A 17,431-nucleotide genomic window follows, 5' to 3' on the forward strand; every position below is an offset into this window, starting at 1 on the left:
TAAAAGATTAAACGTATTTTTATGCTTTCTGCAAAATTATGGCAAAAATCAAAAATATCTATTTTTTAAGGATACTTCGAAATTTATTGGTATTGATTGGTATTTTCTTCTCTTTATGTTTACTACTTGCGTTTACAACCCTTCCATTTTGGGGATTTCATTGGCTGGGAACAAGCAAGTCGGAGTTAAAGGAAGAACCCAAAACCATTGTTTTACTTGGTGGTGGTGGAATGCCCAGTGAGTCGAACCTAATGCGCAGCTGGTATGTTGAAAAGGCTGCTAAAAGTTTCCCGAAAGCCGGAATAGTAATTGCAATGCCCGGTGATCTGGCAGATAGTTTAAGTACGCCTGTTTTAATGCGAAAAGAATTGGAACTGAGGGGAGTTAAAAACATACGCATTTCATTTGAAGATAAAGGAACCAACACCCGGGCGCAGGCGATGAACTGCCAAAGAATAATTAAAATGCAAAACCCGGTGTTACTGGTATCATCGCCGGAACATATGCGGCGTGCTGTGCTTTGTTTCAGAAAAGCAGGTTTTGAAAAAGTGAATGCACTTCCGGCTTTTGAAAATGCAACCGAGGCCGATCTTTCGTTTAAAGATGATGAACTGGGTGGAAACAAATTGTTTGTACCCGATGTGGGACAAAGTATCTCGGTGCGCTATCAGCTCTGGAACCATTTGAAATATGAAATTCTGATTGCACGTGAGCTTGCAGCTCTCACGTATTATAAGCTGAGGGGCTGGATTTAAATTTTAAACTGAACATTCTTTATTTGTAGTTTACATTTTATTTCAGGTTGTATTTTTCATCAGCAAACAAATTTTCTATCTCTGTTTTTTATTATATCTACCATACAAACAGAAAAAGAGGGAGATAACCGCTGGACCAGTCGCTCCCTCTAAAAAATATTGCGTATTATTCTAATGAATCCGTCTGTTATTCAACCATAACAATTGGGCAGTTTACCAATGCAACACCGGTTCCTAAAATATTTGCATTCATGGCACTCATCCAGTTACTTACCATATCAAAATCGGCGTTATCATATACATTCACATTCCATAATGGCGAATACATATCATCTTCCGGAACGGTTTGAACCACATTATGTGTCTGATCGGTTCCCATTTCGGTTACAAAATCTGAAGGAGGGCCACCGCCTTCCATGTCCGGATTGATATTGAAAGTAACCAAAATGTCGGACACAGGAGCATTGGGGTGTCCCTCATCAGGCAACTCGACCGTTAAAGTCTTTTCAGAAAAATCGAAATAAGTAACAACCATATCTTTGTACCACCCGCGAATTAAACCATTCGTATTTTCAGGTTTGTAGCGCAGTTCCGCTGTTGAACCATCGGGAACCACCGGGCAGTTTACAATCAGGTTTGTTCGCTCATTTGGATATCCCATTGCCGTCAACTCAGCCAGGCTTGTAACAGTATTTGCCCTGTAATAATCAGGGACTGTAACTTTATGAACATGCCAGAAATCACTATATCCTTCGTCTCCCGGGATAACATCAATAATATTCAACTGTCCTTCTACCGGTGTCGATTCCCCTTCCTTAAACAAAACATAAATAGGTGCTGATTTTAGCGGCATCACGTCAAAATTATAGTACTGTACTTTTTCTCCGTTTGGCCCCAGACCTTTTGTAATAAAGGGCCCCTGGTCAAAATTAACTGGTTCGTTTGCTGCCGGTAAACCATTCATATCGTCCCGAACCATGAGATGTCCGGCCTCTGCGCTAAACCGGTCGATAGAAGCTTTTGAAGCCATATCCGGGTCCACAGGTAAATTCCCTTCTTCCACAGAAACAACAGGGCAATTTACGAGTGCTACCCCCATTGCCAATACATTTGCGTTCGAAGCACTCATCCAGTCGTAAACCATATTAAAATCCATGTTGTCATAAACATCCACGTCCCACAGTGGAGAATAACCTGCATCGGTTGGAATAGTTTGAACAACATTATGGGTTTGCATGGTCATCCCTTCAGTTACAAAACCCGATGGCGGGCCACCACCTTCCATATCAGGATTAATGTTGAATGTGACCAGAATATCGGAAACCGGAACATCAGGCTGGCCACTTGATGGCAAATCAACTGTTAACATCTTCTCTTCGAAAGTGAAATAGAAAACCAGTTTTCCTTTATACCAGCCATTTATTAAACCTTTAGGTTCGCTGGAATTAAAACGCATGGAAGCCGTTGATCCTTCCGGAACGACCGGACAATTAACAACAATATTTGTACGTTCCACCGGATAGTCCATGTCCATTATCTCCTGAACACTGGTAATCGTATTGGCAACATAATCCGTTGGTACAGTTACTTTATTAACATGCCAGAAGTCGTTGTAGCCTTCATCCCCCGGAATTACGTCGATAATGTTTAATTGTCCCGAGACAGGAGAGCTTTCTCCTTCCCTGAAAAGGGCATAAATAGGAGCCGCTTTTACAGGTTGAATATCGAAATTGTAATATTTAACAACTTCGCCTCCCGGTCCTATTCCCTGGGTAATAAAGGGTCCCTGATCAAAATCAATCGCCTGATTTGATTCCGGAAGGCCATTGGATCCATCCCGAACCATTAAATGTCCTGCTTCTGCACTAAATCTGTCAATCACTGCTTTTTCTGCCGTGTTTGGATCTACCGGCGTTGGCCCCGGATCGGGCATCATGTCATCGTCTTTCTCACAGGCTGCGAACACAGCCAAAAATCCAATTAGTGTGATAAATAATTTCATTTTCATGGTAATACTATTTTGGTTACGATTCAAAGATCCGCCTAAAGTATCACACAAGTATCACAAAAGCTTTAAGCTTTTATAAAGTTTTAATAACTGAATTTCAAACTATTACACACAAACAAAAAAAAAAAAGAGAAGACCTCAAAGTCTTCTCTTTATCAAATAAACTCGACAAATTACGTTATGCAATTTGAGCTACCGGCAAGTGAAAGGAAAATGTGGTTCCCTTTCCGAATTGGCTAAACACCTTTATATCGGAATGATGCAACTCCATAATCTTTTTTACAATAGCAAGTCCCAAACCGGTGCTTTCGGTATGTTCCCGTCCCTTATAGTAACGTTCAAAAATATGCGGAATATCTTCCTGTTTTATGCCCTGTCCGGAATCTGAAATTTGCACGTTTACTTTCCCAACTTCTTCAGTATTTACTTCAATGTTTATTGTGTCTCCCTCCTCGCAAAATTTAATTGCATTGTCAATAAGATTTTGTAAAGCACGTTCAAGCAGCGAAATATCAGCTTCCACGAGCGGCAAATCTTTTGATAAAACCGTATTGATACTGACTCCTTTTTTCTGTGAAATTATACGATATTTGTTGGCAATGTCATAAATCAACTCAGCAATCACAAATGTTTCCATTTCCGGTTTTATTTGATTTGATTCCAATTTAGAAAGTTCAAATAATTCAGAGACCAGCTTTTTTAAACGTTCACTACTTTTAACAATCGTTTTCAAGTAGCGTTCTCTGTCTTCTTTTAAAATATCATCTTTTTTTAGCAGAAGGGTTTCAGCGTATCCCTGAATGGATGCCACGGGTGTCCGCAAATCGTGAGACACATTGCTTATCAATTCTTTACGGAGTGTATCAACTCCTTTTAATTCTTCAATATTTTTTTCGATGGTTTCAGCCATTTCATTAAAAACCAAACCAATCTTATCCAACTCATTTTTATCTTTTACCGGAATTCTCGTATTGTACTGACCGGAGCGAAACTTTTGGATTCCACTGGTAATAACATTTAGTTTTTTTGTTAAAAACCAGAAAGCAACAAGGCCCATAAAAGCGGTTACGATTAAAATGACTATAACCGAACGAATAGATAGCCCCAAAATATAACTCCCGATAACGAGATGTGAAGCCGAAATATATTCCTGACTGGCCAGAACAATGTATAAATAACCAAGTAGCTGATTATCCTCGGTAATCCGGGCCGCCGAAAATATTTTAGACTCCCCCGGGTTGCGCGGGTCATTGCCATAGATTACTGATTGTTTGTGATCGTTTAAAAAATTCCGGATGGGAACGAGCGAAACTTTTTCAAGTTTTACATCTTTCTCGGGAACAACATAACTCAGAATAGTTCCTTCTTTGTCCAGTAAATATACTTCAACAGTAGGATTAATCACCATCATTGAATGCATAATATCAGCCAGTGCTTCTTCATTAATACTATCCTTAACCATAGGCGTAATAACATCCAGCATATTGCTTGCCAGTTCACGGTTCAGTTTCTGATTCACCTCTTCTGAATAATTGCTTGCCGCCTGCACCGAAATATACAATGCTATAGCTGCAAAAACGCCCAGAACTGATAGAAATATAGCCGATACCTGCCAGAAAAGCCGGCTAAAAAACCGTTGTTTATCAGTTTCTTTGTTGTTTTTATTTGTACTCATTTTTCCAAAAATTAATTTTCCCTGAATTTATATCCTACTCCCCAGGTAGTCAAAATGTATTCGGGCTGATTTAAATTGGATTCGATTTTTGTTCGCAACCGATTGATGTGGGAATTTACTGTGTGTTCAAATCCTTCAAATTCATACCCCCACACCTGATTGAGGAGCGACATTCGGGTAAACGTTTTTCCGGGATTTGAAGCAAGCAACACCAAAAGGTCAAATTCTTTTGGTGAAAGTTCAATTCTTTTTTTGTCAATTTCGACAATTCGCATCCCCACATTTATAAAGAGTTCCCCGTTTTTTATCTGTTTGTCGTTATCTTCTTGTGGTTGTTTTGAAATTTCCACACGACGAAGCACTGCTTTTACACGGGCAATTAGTTCGCGGACACTAAACGGTTTTGTTATATAATCGTCGGCACCAATTTCAAGACCCAACACTTTGTCTATTTCCTCTGATTTGGAAGTCAGCATTAAAATCGGTGTATTAATTTTTTCCTGTCTGACTTTTTTACAAATTTCAAACCCGTCGACAAACGGAAGACGAATGTCAAGTAGAATAAATTTATAGGTATTATTTAAGGCTTTTAACAGTCCTGTTTTCCCGTCAAAAGCCTTGTCAATTTCAAAATTCATATCTGATATGTGAATCGATATCAATTCGGAAATATCTTTGTCGTCTTCAATGATGAGAACCTTTTCCATTTTGTTTTTTCAAGTTTAACATTACAAATGTATGTTCAGTTCATCACAGAAGTATCACAAAATGGTAAAAGTTCCTAAACAAAAGTAATATATGAAGTAGTCAGGGGATTTAAACAAAATTCAATATTAAACAAAACCGGAAATCATATAAAGGATATAAATTCAATTATTTTATTTGATCACAATATTCTTTTAACCAACTGCTTCCTTTTAAATAATCCAATTTCTCCAAAAATTTTTCAGATCTTCTGAGTGTTTTTTGAAAATTTCTTGGACTCCGACTATAGTTAAAAAAGCCATGTGTTTGCCTGCGATATCCTTTTAAAATACACTTATTACCTTCTTGTTTCATAGCCTGTTTAAAGCGAACCACATTTTCATAGGGAACGGTGGTATCATTTTTACCATGCATAATAAGAGTGGGTGGTACGCCCGTTGAAATATTATGAACAGGTGAAAGAGCAAACTCCCGGCCATCCATTTTTTCCTGACCATATCCTTTTTTTCCTGTGTCAACCACGGGGTTAAAAAGAATCAAAGCCTTTGGAACCGGCGAAACTGATAAGTCATCGGTGGATTCATTGACTTTATCGATAATTGCTGTGCAGGCCGCCAAATGTCCACCGGCAGAGCCTCCTCCGGCAACAATCTTACTGGTGTCGACCCCCAACTCATCAGCATGTATTTTTATATATCGCATTGCCGAACGTGCATCTTTCACGCTCTCAAATGGTGAAGTTTTATGGCGGTTTTTTGTGCGATAATCCGGACAAATAGCAACCATGCCTCTTGATGCGTAGTACTCGGCCTGCAATTGAAAATGGCTTGGATCTCCGCTAACCCATCCTCCTCCAAAAAACAGCACAATGGAAGGCAATTTTATATCACTCAGTTTTGTTGGTCTGTAAATTATCATTTCTAACTGGTGACCGTCTATCTGTTTATAAACCAAAACTGACTTTTCTACGTCAAAGTGTTGCGCCTTTAGCTGAAATGATGTTAAAAAAAAAACAAAAAATCCTATTATTAATTTCTTCATTTATAATTCAATTATTAATACAGTTTCTTTATCGTCCCTGATGATATCAACCGAAATTCGTTGACCGGCTTCAAGAGTTTGCAGGCGATTCATATAATCATAAATATTCCCGACTTTTTTCCCCTCTATGGCAGTGATAATATCTCCTTTTTTCATCCCTCCCTTATCAGCAGGTTTTCCTTTACTGACGGCATCAATTCGCATCCCTCGTTTTTCAAGCCCCGCATAGTCAGGCATAATTCCCAATGTAACTTTAAACCTGCCTCCGCGACTACGTTGAAATTTTGCCCCTGCTTCCTGAAAAGTTAAAGCATCATCCCGCGAGGAAATTTCCTTTATAAGGGAATACGAATATTCAACCAGCTTTCTTTCTCCTTCATAATTAATAAACTGAGGATCGTCGTTGGGTGTATGATAATCAGAATGCGCTCCAGTTGAAATAAAAAATACCGGAATATTCTGTAAATAAAAAGAAGCATGATCAGAAGGCCCAACCCCTTCTTCAGAAAAAGCAAGTTCAAAACCATTGTTCAATTGTTTTAATAAATCTTCAGCTTCTTTTGAAGTTCCTGTTCCTCCGATACTTATTGCATTTGTGGTGGTATCAAGTCTTCCTACCATATCGAAATTAAACATAGCCTTCATTTTTTCTGTTTCAACAGGCGGATCTGCAGTAAAAGCTTTTGATCCAACCAAGCCCATCTCTTCAGCCCCGAAGGCTACAAATATGATACTTCGTTTGTTTTCTCCGGTTGCGGCAAATTTTTCGGCAAGTTCAATTACTGCAGCTACCCCCGATGCGTTATCATCGGCTCCGTTGTGAACAGCAATTGTATCTACAGCACGCGAACCGGACCCTGGCCCGCCCATTCCCAAATGGTCGAAATGTGCACCAACCACAATATATTCGCCTTTTAAATTTTCGTCTTTTCCGGGAAGCATAGCTGCTACATTTTGCGATTGTGTTTCTTTAAGCTGAATGTTTACGATTGCTTTTACTTTCGTATCTGTTTCCAGTTGAACAGGTTTGTTTTCATCCGATATCTGTTTTTCAAGGGATGTGACTGTTTCCCCTTTTCCAGCCAGAATTTTATCGGCAACAGCACGTGTAATCTGGATAACCGGGATGGAATATCTGCTGCTGTTCTTATCAAAAAACAACGACGAAAGCTCATCATTCTCACTAAAAGTGGGGCCTGCCACCAAAATTAAACCTACAGCATTTTTATCTGAAGCTGTTAATGCTTTTGCACGTTCCGAAGAAAACTCCACAAATGGGCTTTGAGGGTTATCCATATCGGGGTCGCCCTGTAAAGCCATTATCCATTTGCCTTCGGCATCGATACCTGCAAAGTCGTCCCACATCAACGTATCTTTATCAATATCTATCCCGTATCCTGCAAAAATAACAGGCGCCTCAACTTCTGTATTTGCAGAAAAAGCGTAGGGCAAATAATCACTTTCAACTTCAAACGAAATTTCATTAACAGAAAAAGTATTTCTCTCACCGACTTCCGCTGAAGCCACAAGGCTAAACTTTTGAAAACCATTATCAAATAACAAGTCCAGACCCGCATTTCCAAACTTTGTTCGAATAAACTCCGCAGCAAGACGATCTCCTTCATCCCCTGTTTTCCTACCTTTTAAAGAATCTGATGCTAGATATGTTATATTTGTTTTTAAATCTTCAACTGTTATATCGGGATTATATATCTTACCGCATGAAACAACTGCAAATACAAGAAGAATAAAGACTATGTTTTTCATTTGTGTTCAATTTATATTCTTGTTTCACAACATGGAATTATAAAACTGTTTATAAAATGAGCCTGTAATATTACGCATTAATCACGATTTAAAAAAAGGAGTTATGTATATTTACGGGCTTAAAATAATTTGACTTAGCATTGATCGATTTTGGAACAAAATACTGGTTTATATTTTTGCCGCTTATAATTGTTACTGCGGCAATAATAGTAATTGTTCTTTATTACAAAAACACAAACAATAAAGAATTAACTAAAAATCAGATACGTATATTGAGTGCATTGCGTTTTATTTCGTTTTTTTTAGTTGCATTTTTATTGTTGTCTCCGTTTATAAAAAACCTAAAAAAAATTGTTCAAAATCCGATAATCATTACTGCGTGGGATAATTCTGCATCTATGATTTCAGTGCCGGATTCCAGCCGGATAAAAAATGAAATTGATAACACCCGGCAACAAATTTCTGATGAATTGGGGAATTCCTACAGCATTGTAAGTTATGCTTTTGGTGAAAATACAAGATTAACAAGCGAACCGAATTTTGAAGATAAAAATTCAAATTACAGTGAACTGATTTCAACCATAAACAACAATCATTTTAATGAAAATATTGGCGCAGTTGTTATTGCAGGTGACGGAATATACAACCAGGGAAAAAATCCTGTAAACCTCGCTGATGAGATAAACTACCCGGTTTACACCATTGGATTAGGTGATACCCTTGAGACGACAGATGCCCGAATCGAAAATATTAGGGTAAACCGAACAGCATTCTCAGGAAACCGCTTTCCGGTAGAAGTTGAAACCTATTTTTCAAAATTGAGAAATATACCGTTCAGGTTAACAGTATACGAAGATGAAACCGAAGTTACAGAAAAAGTTATCACTCCCGTCAACGACGATTATTTTGTTACGCAGGAATTTGTTTTGGAGGCTGGCTCACCTGGGTTAAAACACTTTTCGGTACAAATAGAATACGCAGAAAAAGAAAGAAATACCGACAACAATAAATCGGAATTTGTTATAAATGTATTGGAAAACAAACAAAAAATTCTGATTCTTTCTGACGGGCCACACCCTGATATCGGGGCAATAAAAAACACACTCGATCTGCAGCAAACTTACGAAGTTTCTGTTTTTACTGACGAGCCTTATCCGTCCAATCTGGAAGATTTTAACCTTATCATTTTAAATCAGTTGCCAAGCGCATCAAAATCAGCTGCAACCATCATCAGCAAGGCTGAGGAAAATCGGTTACCTCTTTTGTTTATTGTTGGAAATAAAACCTTTTTACCGCAACTAAATGCACTGGACCAGGGAGCGAAAATTACACCACTGGCCGGCTCAGAAGAGGAAGTGCAGGCGACAATAAACCCCGGATATCGCATTTTTACACTGAGTGAAGAACTAACAGAAATAGCCCGACGTTTTCCTCCGCTACTCGCCCCTTTTGCAGATTATGAAACAAATCCCGAGTTCTCCACACTTTTCTACCAAAAAATTAAAAATATTGAAACAGCCAAACCACTCATTATAACGGGAAATATAAATGGAAGAAAAACCGGTTTTATTTTTGGTGAAGGTCTTTGGCGCTGGCGACTGTACAACTATTATTTTGAACAAAACCAGGCCCAGTTTAATGAACTTATAAGCCAACTGGTTCAGTATCTCGCATTACGTGAAAATGAAGATAATTTTATTATTAATTTCCAACCGGTTTATGCAGAAACCGAAGAAGTTATTTTCAGAGCGGAAGTATATAATGAATCGTATGAAAAAATTACAACAGAAGAGATCAAAATCAAAATTTTAAACGAGGCCGGCGAGGAATTTGACTTTACTTTTGACGAGCAAAACGACAATTACTTTTTAAATGCAGGACACCTGCCGGAGGGGGATTACTCCTTTAACGCAGAAGTAAATATTGGTAAGGAAACATTTACAGAAACAGGTAATTTTACTGTAGTTACTGTAAATATCGAAAATACATTGAGTAAAGCAAATCATCAGGTCCTTTATCAACTTGCCGGATTAAGTGGCGGAAAATTTTATCATCCCGGGCAAACTTCACAGTTGATTAGCGATATAAAAAACAACCAGGAATTAAAACCATCTGTCTATTTTCAGGAAATGATAAATGAACTGTTAAACCTGCGATGGCTGTTTGCTGTTGTACTAATACTATTGAGCGTGGAATGGTTTTTGAGGAAATATTGGGGTATTTATTAAAAGGTTTCATGAGCATATGGAACAACAATTAAAAAGAGCACTAAAATTTGTTTCAATAATAATTTTTGCAGTCACTTTTGTTTCGTGTGTAACGACGCAAAATCTGACCATTGAAATTCCGCAACCCGGAAGCAAGGAACTTCCAGCCAACATCAGGAGTTTGACAATTGTAAACCGGACAGTGGATGATCAGTATCAAAATCTTGAGTCCGATTCTCTGCAAAATATATTTTTCAGAAAGCAGTTTGATCTCGATACCACGATTTATGATTTGCAAGCTGTTGACACAACCATGAAAGCTTTGGGAGAACTATTGTTTGAGTCAGGAAGGTACGACTATGTTATTCCCGTTGATCGTTTTCTTGACTTCAGAAAAAATTCATTCCTGAGTTTAGAGATGTCTTGGGAAGAGGTTAAGAACCTTTGTGAGACATACAATACCGATGCAGTTTTATCTATGGACTACTACAAAACGACACTTGAAACTGATTACGGCAGGGAAACATTTTATGACCCGATTAGCGACAACTATTTTGAAGCGTCGGCTGCACAAATGCAAATCAACTATGAAGTTATGTTTCGTGTTTACGATCCGGAGCAAGAAAAAGTGCTTTTGCGCGAATTTTTGCGGGATACATTAATTTGGGAAGATGCAGATATTAATGCGCGGCAACTTTTTGGTCAATTTACACCTGTTAAGCAAGCTTTAACAGAAGCTGGAATCGCCATTGCACTCGATCTTTCCGATAAAATAAGTACCCGGTGGCGAAGCGAAAGAAGAACTTATTTTTCCTCGGGGCCGGATGAGTTGGAACACGGAGCAAGTTTGGCCAAAAATGGAGAATGGGAGGCAGCCATAGCTGTATGGCAGGAATTAGAAAGTAGCAGCGATTCAAAATCAATAAAAAGTAAAGCACAGTTCAATATCGCTGTAGCATACGAAATATTGGGAGATATAGATCAGGCAGTAACATGGGCGGTAAAATCATATGAAACAATGTTCAGGTCGCAAACTTATACCTATTTGGAAAAACTTCAGAAAAGGAAAAAAGAACTTAAAAATTTAAAGCCATGAACCGATTTATCTTACTCACCTTTATCATTGCCATTTTCTCTTCATGCACCGTTTACAAAGAATATCCGATTGATATTTATAAACCCGGCGATATTCCGATACCTTCTGATGCCCAAAGTGTAGTTTTGGTTTACAGAAATTTCAAATATCCTGCAGATACCCTTCAACGCTACTATAAAGATGATTACAAGCTTCGAAAAGCCCGTACGAATCCGGATAAACTTGATAGTATTCTGGTTACTGCGTGTTTAAATGAATTAGCAAAAAACCTGAAAACAAAGAATGCGTTTACTGATATTAAAATTATGCCTTATCATTCTTTTAAAAGACATTCGGGAAGCAAACTTCCTCCATTAGATTTTGATTTGGTCAAACAAATTACAGAAACAACTCACACCGACTTGTTAATTTCTCTGGAAACATTTTCGTATTTTTTTTCTGAGTATTCAGAAAGTTACGAATCGCCAAAATCGAACGAGGTAATTACGGCAAATGTTTGGGCGGTATTTGATCCGGTACAAGAAAATCTGGTGGAAAGAAAAGCATTAATCGATACAGTTTTTTGGAATGGATACGATGAAAGCGGAAATTACAACAAAAATTACCAGTTACCTCCACGCGAAACAGCATTGAGAATTGCATCACAATTGAGTGGGGAAAATTACTCGAAACGCTTCTTTGCATCGTGGCAAACCGTAAAAAGGATATATTCCATACCGCCACTCCCCGACTTTGAACAGGCAGCTAATTATATTAGCGAAGGAGATTGGAACAAAGCGATTGCTTTGTGGGAAAAATATGCTTCAGAGAACAACGGCAAGCTGGCTATAAACGCCCGTTATAACCTAGCGCTGGCCTACGAAATGAAAGATGATATTGAGATGGCCTCACGTTGGGCAAATGCGGCTCAAAATCTTGCAGTTGAATACCGAAATAAAGAAGAACTGAAAATGATACTCTCGTATCAGAATATATTAAAACAAAGAAAAAAAGACATTGCGAAACTAAATAGCCAGAACTAAATGAGGCCAAGCCTTTATTTCCTGCTCCTAATCATTACACTAGGCGCACTACAAGGTTGCAACACACTATACAGTTATAGTTTGATTGACATTGAGGTCGTTGAACCGGGAAAACTCATTCTTCCTGAAAAATATACAACAGCAGCCATCCGCTACAATAATATCATGGATTCTTATTATTCAAACAACAGTACCTATTATATAAATTCGAAGGCTCACATCGATACTACAAAATTGGATAGTTTAGCTTCCATAATTTATTTTAACTCTGCTATTGAAAATCTGAATAAACAAATTTATTTCGACTCCATAATTGAATTAAACGAAAATGATAAACCACAGTATTATATTATTGATTCCCTGGTTCACCTTCATGAAGTTGACACTTCAAAATTAGATGAATATGTTTTGTATCCTTCAGTTTTATTGTTAAGTCAAATAGCTAAACAGAACCAGTTTGCGGGAATAGGAAAACAAACTCAAAAAATATTGGATCCCAAACTTGGTTTATATACTACAGAAGAGTTAAAAAAAATCGCGGATTCGACACATGCCGATTTATTTATTTCTCTTGACTATTTTTCTTCCGTTGATGTTGAACTTGTACAAAAACTGCCAACAAATCATTTCTATGGTAATACTTCTGTTTATGGTGTTGGATTATGGAACTTCTATGATTTAAGAACCTATAAATCTGCTTTTTTTTATGACCAGCTTGATACACTAACATGGGACAGCCATGAAGAACTTAAGTCATACGTTGAAAAAAGTCTCCCGCCGCGAAGGGATGCAGTTCTAAACGCAGCCGATATAATGGGAATAAGGCTGGTTGAAAAACTTATCCCTCATTGGAGCACAGAACAAAGGCTTTATTACATTTCGGGACATGTAGAACTGCAAAAAACCAAACAATTGGTAGAAAAAGGAAAATGGCTCGAGGCAGCTGAAATATGGAAAGCCAACGTAAAAAATCCCAACAAAAAAATCGCTGCAAAATCAATGTATAACCTTGGAGTAGCTTGTGAAATGCAGGGTGATTTGGAAGCTGCCATAGACTGGGTTGTGAAATCTTTTCAGGTATTTGGAAACAAAAATGAATTTCACTACCTCAATTGTATGGACTACATAAATATACTAGGCCAAAGAAAGTTGAATTTTAAACTCATCAATCAGCAACTGGATTATACTCTATAAAAATAGCCGAATCTTTTTCAAAATCCGACTATTTATTTGAAATGATGCAATTAAGGTTTCTAATTCAATTCGATCATTACAATCGATTTTGCAGGCATTTTTACAGTCAAAGAATTTCCATTTACTTTTACATCTTTAAAGTCTTTTAAAGAGACTTCTTCTTTTTTCCCAAAATCGTTGTATGAGTTTATTTTATCCCCGGTTACTATACTTCCTGTAACAAAAGATAATTTATCAGTTCCGCGCATTTCACAAAGAACTTCCTTACTGTTGTGCGGATCCAGGTTACTTAAGGTTATATGTATTTTTCCGTCGGCAGCTTTAGATGCCGTAGTCGAGATAGCAGGAACCGATTCTTCTTCGTAGGTATAGTTATCACAAGTTACGTCAGAAGGCAAAAGAGTTGCATCATGATGAACTTTATACATTTTAAAAACATAATACGAAGGTGTTTTTACCATTTCGCCATCCTGCGTTAAAATCATTGCCTGTAACACATTTACGGTTTGTGCGATATTGGCCATTTTAACCCTTCTGCAATACTTATTAAACAAATCGAGGTTTACCGACGCCACCATAGCATCACGAAGCGTATTTTGCTGATACAAAAAGCCTGGATTCGTTCCCGGCTCAACATCATGCCAGTTTCCCCATTCATCAACAATCAAACCAACTCTGTTTCGTGGATCATACTTATCCATTATTGTTATATGATTTCGAAGCAACTCATCCATAAAAAGAGTTTTATCCATGGTCGTAAAATATTCCTTTTCATCGAACTGAGTAGCCGACCCCTTTTGTCTCCACGTGTGACAAACGGTATAGTAATGAAGAGAGATTCCCTGAAAACTTCCCCCGGGATTTCCGTTTTTCATTAAGGTTTCCATCCAGTTATAGTCATCAACATTAGGACCACATGCTACTTTATACAAACGATTTTCACCATAATTTTTTGTAAAGGTTGAAAACCGGCGCATATTATCGGCATAAAACTGGGCTGTCATATTTCCGCCGCAGCCCCAGCTTTCATTTCCAACGCCCCAGTATTTCACGCCCCAGGGTTCTTCTCTGCCGTTTGCCTTTCTTAAATCTGTCATTGGACTTACATTGCCCGAATTAAGATATTCAACCCACTGCGACATCTCTTGTGGAGTTCCGCTTCCAAGATTCCCGCATATTACAGGTTCACAATCCAACTGGCTGCAAAGCTCTAAAAACTCATGTGTTCCAAAACTGTTATCTTCGGTTACACCTCCCCAATGCGTATTGATCATGGTGGGGCGCTCATCACGCGAACCAATTCCATCCATCCAGTGATATTCATCGGCAAAACAACCACCCGGCCACCGTAAATTTGGGATGGCAATTTCTTTTAATGCGTCAACTACGTCATTTCTTATCCCATTTGTATTCGGAATATTTGAATCTTCGCCCACCCAGTAACCACCATAAATGCAGTGACCAAGGTGCTCGGAAAAATGGCCGTAAATATCCTTGCTGATCGTTTCTTTTCCCAAGTCAGTATTTACAACAATTTCGTTCTGTGCTGTTGCTAAAAAAGACACTAGCACTAAAAATCCGCCTAAAATTTTTTTGAGATACATTCTATTATTGGTTTTATGGTTTATTAAGTATTTATTTTTAAACGAACATAGTGAATAAAATGATAATTTCAAAATAAAACGTAAATATGACACTCATTGTCTTATAAAAACACAGTACATTTGTATCGAACTAAAAATCAATACCAAACACAAAGACATAAATCAATAAAATAAAAATCAGATTACAAAAAAATGAAGTTTACCGGTTTAATCAAGCAGCTTTATTCCATCCGACTTAAACTCAATTATTCGTTTCTTATATAGATTTCCCACGGCCTTTTTAAAGTTCTTTTTACTAATTCCAAGCATGGCCTGAATCATTTCGGGTGAAGATTTATCAGTGAGTGCAATAAATCCCCTGTTTTCACTTAAGACATCTAATATTTTTTGAGAAATAGAATCAATTTTCTCGTAACCGGGCTTTTCAAGAAGTAAATCTATTTTATCATCTTCTCTAATCTTATTTATATATCCGGTAACTCTTTGTCCTGTAGAAAGGGAAGTGAAAACCTGATTTTTATATAAAATCCCCCAATGTTCGTTGTTAACAATTGCCTTATAACCCAAATCGGTTTCTTCAACAATGGTCAATTGTACCTTTTCTCCCTGGTTATATTCAGGCGGTGTATTATCCAAAAACTTGTTAAGTTTTGCCGAGGCAGCAATTCTGTTGGTTAGCAAATCGACAAATAAGTATACCAAATAATATTTCCCAGCTTCCATTTTATTTTTTTGCTCGCTGAAAGGTACGAGTATATCTTTTGGAAGCCCCCAATCCAAGAAAGCTCCAAACCTACTTGTTGCAACTGCTTTTAAATAAGCAAATTCACCGACTTTTGCCAGTGGATCCTCTGAGGTTGCCACCAATCTGTCTTCCGAGTCAGAATATACAAAAACAACAGCTTCATTGTTTTCACGAATCTCTTTGGTGACAAACTTTTGAGGCATTAATATTTCGCCCAGATTTTCTCCGTCAAGATATACCCCATTTTCTGTTTCTCTGACAACTTTCAGCGTATTTATTTTTCCTATTTCAGCCAAGGTGAATTTTATTTACCGTTTTTACTTTAACTTATTTAAAACTTTTTTTGAAACTTTAAAAACTGTTCCATGTCTGGTTCCTTCCGGAAAACTAATCATTTTTGAAATATCTTCCCAATTTTCCATATCAGCGGAACGAACGGCTCCCATATTATGATTTGTATATTTATCAAAATAAACAATCCAGTATCGCCCAATTTTTATTGGAGTAGGCCCTTCCGCCCAATAATCGCCTGTTATTGGCTCCGATGCCTGACTGTATCCTTCCGTTAATTTCTCGCTGGTCGCAATTCTTATATTCTTTTCAGGCGGTGTTCTGGTCTCATTTTTTAGAAAAAGTACATATTTGTTTTTTGCTTTAACCAATGTTCCATCTATTACATTAAACCCTTGATCATAAAAAAGCTTTGTTTCGCTGAACTTCTTAAAATCCTTTGTAATAACGTAATACATTCTATGATTATACCCTGAGTCACCTCCCGACTCTGTTTCAGGAAATCTTCCGGGAATAGTGGTTGACCAAAAAATCAAATATTGTTTTGAATCATTATCATAAAAAACTTCCGGAGCCCAACAATTCCTTGCCGCTGGTTCATGTTCCATTACAGGAATATATCTTTGTTCTGACCAATGAATTAAATCTTCAGAGGACGCATATCCTACTCCTTTTTCGCCCCAACTCACAGTCCAAACCATATGAAACTTACCGTCCGGACCGGAAATTATACAGGGATCACGCATTAGTTTATCTTTGCCCACCTGAGGTGCTAAAAAGGATTGATTATTTTTTAATGCATCCCATTTTAATCCATCGTAACTGTAGGCCAGATGTAGTCCGTCCTCGCCATTTCCCATAAAATAGGAAAACATGTATACATCTTTGTTTTTCTGTGCACTAGCAACATTCAAAAAAAACAAAAATGCAAAAACAATAAATATTTCTTTTAAAATCATTTTCATTTACTTTTTTTATCCTCCCGAACGTTTCGCTTTGTATCCTTCTTTGTGAAGTATTTCAATCACTTTTGAGCAAAAGTCTCCCTGAATTAATATCTCGCCATCTTTTGCACTTCCTCCTACTCCACATTTTGTTTTCAATAATTTTCCCAATTCCTTTAAATCATCCATGGAACCAACAAAACCGGAAATAAGTGTTACACTTTTACCTTTTCTTTTTTTTCGGTCTAATGAAACTTTCAGATTTTGCTGTTGAGGTGGAAGTGTTTCCTGCTCCTCGTTTTTTTTATTTTCATATTGAAAATCAGGATTTGTAGAAAATACAACTCCCAATCTTTCTTTCCAGTCTTTTGCCATAA

At 37.5% G+C, this 17,431-nt stretch carries 14 protein-coding genes; 5 read left to right on the top strand and 9 right to left on the bottom strand.

Features of this window, described 5'->3' with window-relative positions; all coding sequences use genetic code 11:
* Positions 1-38 precede the first annotated feature (38 nt).
* Positions 39-755: a YdcF family protein gene (locus tag K5G00_RS18625; protein WP_238767699.1), complete on the top strand. Its 717-nt coding sequence runs from the start codon at positions 39-41 to the stop codon at positions 753-755.
* Positions 756-942: 187 nt separating this feature from the next.
* On the opposite strand, the gene K5G00_RS18630 is transcribed toward K5G00_RS18625, so the two are convergent.
* The 5 genes from K5G00_RS18630 to K5G00_RS18650 form a co-directional block, all read right to left on the bottom strand.
* Complete coding sequence (locus K5G00_RS18630; protein ID WP_238767700.1) at positions 943-2,763, bottom strand: hypothetical protein; 1,821 nt, start codon at positions 2,761-2,763, stop codon at positions 943-945.
* A 178-nt stretch (positions 2,764-2,941) separates the two neighbouring features.
* Positions 2,942-4,438: a sensor histidine kinase gene (locus K5G00_RS18635; RefSeq protein ID WP_238767701.1), complete on the bottom strand. Its 1,497-nt coding sequence runs from the start codon at positions 4,436-4,438 to the stop codon at positions 2,942-2,944.
* An 11-nt stretch (positions 4,439-4,449) separates the two neighbouring features.
* Positions 4,450-5,145: a response regulator transcription factor gene (locus tag K5G00_RS18640; RefSeq protein ID WP_238767702.1), complete on the bottom strand. Its 696-nt coding sequence runs from the start codon at positions 5,143-5,145 to the stop codon at positions 4,450-4,452.
* A gap of 166 nt (positions 5,146-5,311) precedes the next feature.
* Entirely contained in the window at positions 5,312-6,184 is an 873-nt protein-coding gene (locus K5G00_RS18645) for an alpha/beta hydrolase (protein ID WP_238767703.1), read from the bottom strand.
* Positions 6,185-7,951 carry a M20/M25/M40 family metallo-hydrolase gene (locus tag K5G00_RS18650; RefSeq protein ID WP_238767704.1) on the bottom strand — a complete coding sequence of 589 codons (1,767 nt, stop codon included), beginning with the start codon at positions 7,949-7,951 and terminating at the stop codon, positions 6,185-6,187.
* A 176-nt stretch (positions 7,952-8,127) separates the two neighbouring features.
* Between K5G00_RS18650 and K5G00_RS18655 the strand changes: the two genes are divergently transcribed.
* From K5G00_RS18655 to K5G00_RS18670, 4 genes are read left to right on the top strand one after another with little or no spacing between them, the layout of a single operon-like run.
* A complete protein-coding gene (locus K5G00_RS18655) occupies positions 8,128-10,179 on the top strand; it encodes a hypothetical protein (protein ID WP_238767705.1) in 2,052 nt (683 codons plus the stop codon).
* 16 nt (positions 10,180-10,195) lie between these two features.
* Positions 10,196-11,254 carry a DUF6340 family protein gene (locus K5G00_RS18660; RefSeq protein WP_238767706.1) on the top strand — a complete coding sequence of 353 codons (1,059 nt, stop codon included), beginning with the start codon at positions 10,196-10,198 and terminating at the stop codon, positions 11,252-11,254.
* Positions 11,251-12,276: a DUF6340 family protein gene (locus tag K5G00_RS18665; protein ID WP_238767707.1), complete on the top strand. Its 1,026-nt coding sequence runs from the start codon at positions 11,251-11,253 to the stop codon at positions 12,274-12,276. The genes K5G00_RS18660 and K5G00_RS18665 overlap by 4 nt, the downstream gene beginning before the upstream one ends.
* Complete coding sequence (locus K5G00_RS18670; RefSeq protein ID WP_238767708.1) at positions 12,277-13,470, top strand: DUF6340 family protein; 1,194 nt, start codon at positions 12,277-12,279, stop codon at positions 13,468-13,470.
* A gap of 59 nt (positions 13,471-13,529) precedes the next feature.
* Here the strand turns inward: K5G00_RS18670 and K5G00_RS18675 are convergent, their stop codons facing one another.
* From K5G00_RS18675 to K5G00_RS18690, 4 genes are all read right to left on the bottom strand, one after another.
* A complete protein-coding gene (locus tag K5G00_RS18675; protein ID WP_238767709.1) occupies positions 13,530-15,074 on the bottom strand; it encodes an alpha-N-arabinofuranosidase in 1,545 nt (514 codons plus the stop codon).
* 207 nt (positions 15,075-15,281) lie between these two features.
* Positions 15,282-16,115, bottom strand: coding sequence for a CvfB family protein (locus tag K5G00_RS18680; protein ID WP_238767710.1), 834 nt, complete (start codon positions 16,113-16,115; stop codon positions 15,282-15,284).
* A gap of 21 nt (positions 16,116-16,136) precedes the next feature.
* Positions 16,137-17,075 carry a glycoside hydrolase family 43 protein gene (locus K5G00_RS18685; protein ID WP_238767711.1) on the bottom strand — a complete coding sequence of 313 codons (939 nt, stop codon included), beginning with the start codon at positions 17,073-17,075 and terminating at the stop codon, positions 16,137-16,139.
* A gap of 9 nt (positions 17,076-17,084) precedes the next feature.
* A complete protein-coding gene (locus K5G00_RS18690) occupies positions 17,085-17,429 on the bottom strand; it encodes a translation initiation factor (RefSeq protein WP_238767712.1) in 345 nt (114 codons plus the stop codon).
* Between the last annotated feature and the right edge of the window lie 2 nt (positions 17,430-17,431).

This window comes from Maribellus maritimus (assembly GCF_022267315.1).
Lineage (GTDB): Bacteria > Bacteroidota > Bacteroidia > Bacteroidales > Prolixibacteraceae > Draconibacterium > Draconibacterium maritimum.

Coding starts and splice junctions, on each gene's coding strand:
- K5G00_RS18645 (WP_238767703.1), bottom strand. CDS start 6,184: ATGAAGAAATTAATAATAGGATTTTTTGTTTTTTTTTTAACATCATTT.
- K5G00_RS18640 (WP_238767702.1), bottom strand. CDS start 5,145: ATGGAAAAGGTTCTCATCATTGAAGACGACAAAGATATTTCCGAATTG.
- K5G00_RS18665 (WP_238767707.1), top strand. CDS start 11,251: ATGAACCGATTTATCTTACTCACCTTTATCATTGCCATTTTCTCTTCA.
- K5G00_RS18635 (WP_238767701.1), bottom strand. CDS start 4,438: ATGAGTACAAATAAAAACAACAAAGAAACTGATAAACAACGGTTTTTT.
- K5G00_RS18625 (WP_238767699.1), top strand. CDS start 39: ATGGCAAAAATCAAAAATATCTATTTTTTAAGGATACTTCGAAATTTA.
- K5G00_RS18670 (WP_238767708.1), top strand. CDS start 12,277: ATGAGGCCAAGCCTTTATTTCCTGCTCCTAATCATTACACTAGGCGCA.
- K5G00_RS18630 (WP_238767700.1), bottom strand. CDS start 2,763: ATGAAAATGAAATTATTTATCACACTAATTGGATTTTTGGCTGTGTTC.
- K5G00_RS18660 (WP_238767706.1), top strand. CDS start 10,196: ATGGAACAACAATTAAAAAGAGCACTAAAATTTGTTTCAATAATAATT.
- K5G00_RS18650 (WP_238767704.1), bottom strand. CDS start 7,951: ATGAAAAACATAGTCTTTATTCTTCTTGTATTTGCAGTTGTTTCATGC.
- K5G00_RS18690 (WP_238767712.1), bottom strand. CDS start 17,429: ATGGCAAAAGACTGGAAAGAAAGATTGGGAGTTGTATTTTCTACAAAT.
- K5G00_RS18675 (WP_238767709.1), bottom strand. CDS start 15,074: ATGTATCTCAAAAAAATTTTAGGCGGATTTTTAGTGCTAGTGTCTTTT.
- K5G00_RS18685 (WP_238767711.1), bottom strand. CDS start 17,075: ATGAAAATGATTTTAAAAGAAATATTTATTGTTTTTGCATTTTTGTTT.